Source organism: Ruegeria sp. BHSB058, from assembly GCF_059613285.1.
In genome coordinates this window covers 1-1818 of record NZ_JBXWSF010000177.1, presented here as the reverse complement: position 1 = coordinate 1818, position 1818 = coordinate 1, and the positions used below count along the sequence as shown (strand labels likewise).

Annotated in this window: 2 protein-coding genes; both read right to left on the bottom strand. The window is 62.3% G+C overall.

What is annotated here, in order from left to right; genetic code table 11:
• Nucleotides 1-117 precede the first annotated feature (117 nt).
• Nucleotides 118-867 (bottom strand): 5-oxoprolinase subunit B family protein, encoded by a 750-nt coding sequence (locus AC2FNB_RS21140; RefSeq protein WP_496748694.1) that lies wholly within the window; start codon nucleotides 865-867, stop codon nucleotides 118-120.
• Nucleotides 854-1818, bottom strand: a 965-nt coding sequence (locus AC2FNB_RS21135) for a hypothetical protein (RefSeq protein WP_496748693.1), incomplete at its 5' end; no start/stop codon positions are given. The genes AC2FNB_RS21135 and AC2FNB_RS21140, both read right to left, overlap by 14 nt.

Below are 1818 nucleotides of genomic sequence, written 5' to 3'. Positions count from 1 at the left end.
CTTCGTGCAGGGCCAGCAGGTCCGCGGCGCCCGAGCGCGACAAGCCCTGATCAAGGAACCCGTCGCGCCCCTGATCCTGAACCGTGCAAGCAGGGCCGATACGGCGGACGATCAGGCTCATGCTGGGATCTCCTCTGCCGTTGAGCCGCCTGTACCATCCTCGTTATGCGCGCAGATGTGTTCCAGCTCGTCGCGGGGAATCGATTCAAACACCATCTCGTCGCCGGGATTGAGGGCAAAGCTCTGCTCAATTTCGGGCCGGAAACACCGAAACGCGGTTTGCCCGATATGCCGCCACCCTGTTGGGGTCGGCCCCGAAAACAATACGAACTGCGAAATGGCCAGAACCAGCGCCCCTTCGGGAACCATCGGGGTCAGTTCCTTTAAGCGGGGGATGTTAAACTCGGGCCCCAGCGGGCCAAGATAGGGCTGGCCCGGTGCAAATCCGATGGTCAGGACGCGCACGCGTGTCTGGCTGAGGCGGCGAATGGCCTCTGTAACGGGCAACCCGGCGGCGGCGGCGGCTTGGTCCAGTTGCGGGGCCAGTTCCGTGCCATAAACGGTGGGCACCCGCCACAACTTGCGTCCGGCAGGCAGGGGCGCGGCGTACCAGTCGCGCGAGGCCAGCAGATCGCGCAGACACCGTTCCATCTCGGTATGGGGCAGCCGCGAGAAATCGAACCGAACATAGGTCGAGGCCAGCGAGGTTGAGGTTTCGATCACCCCCTCCCAGCCGGCGTCTTCCACCGCGCCGCGAAAGGCGAGCGCCGCGCGGTTCGACGGCTCGGTCATGGTGTCGGCAAAGGTGACAAGCATGCCGTCCAGTCCGACGTTCCGGATCACGGGGAAAGGATCAGCGTGGGTCATAAAGCCTCCGCAACAGGGTCGGCGTCAAATACATGGGGAATTGATAGCATCCAAGAAAGATCAGCAGCGGATCGGTGGTTTCCGGAGGCAGGGCTACAAAGAACAGGGCAAAGTTCCGGTTTCCCGCGATGATCGCCGTTGGAACCGCATCGGGGCGACCAAGCAGGCGTAGAACGGTAAAGGCCACTATCTGCACACCGAAATTGGCGCCGAAAGCGGCGGCCAGCCAAAAGCCCAATTCGGCGGGGTTCTGTTCGAATGTTGGCCGAACCGCCGACATGAGGCCGATCACGATCACCGCCAGCGTGACAACGGTAATTCCATCCGTCACGTGACGTCCCCGGTCAGTCATCCCGGAAAAACCCCAGTGGCGCAATGCAAAGCCAAATGCAGCCGCCGCCAGAATGACCGCCAACAGACGACCTGCGGCCTGCAGCACCGACGCCAGCGCTCCAAACTGGGGCAGCAGTGTAAAAACCGGAATACAGGTCAGCGGCAGGATGGCAGTACCGAGGATCAACAGACGTAGGGCCGGGGAGGGATCATGGTTGAGCAGGATCGTCAGATTCGCAGACGCGGTGACCGACGGGGCCGCCAGCATCAGGGCAACAGCCAGCGCAAGCGGCGACAACGGCAGGTCGAAAATCGCCAGCACAGCGAGAAAAACCAGCGGCATGACCAATTGCAGAACCAGCGCCGTTGCCGAGGTCCTGGCCATTGCATGCAGGCTTTCCACAGTGTCGCGTGGACCGATGCGAAACGCCGTCAGAAACAAAAGCAGCGCCACCATCTCGGGGATCCACGCCCGCAGGGTGCCTGCAAGGCCCGGCAAGGCGATCCCCGCAACCAGGCCGCAAATCAGGGCCAACTTGCCGTGACGGGCAACGAATGAAAGTGCGGAATGAATCATGGGAGCTGGGACTTGGGGCTTGGAAAAGTCTGGAGTGGGCC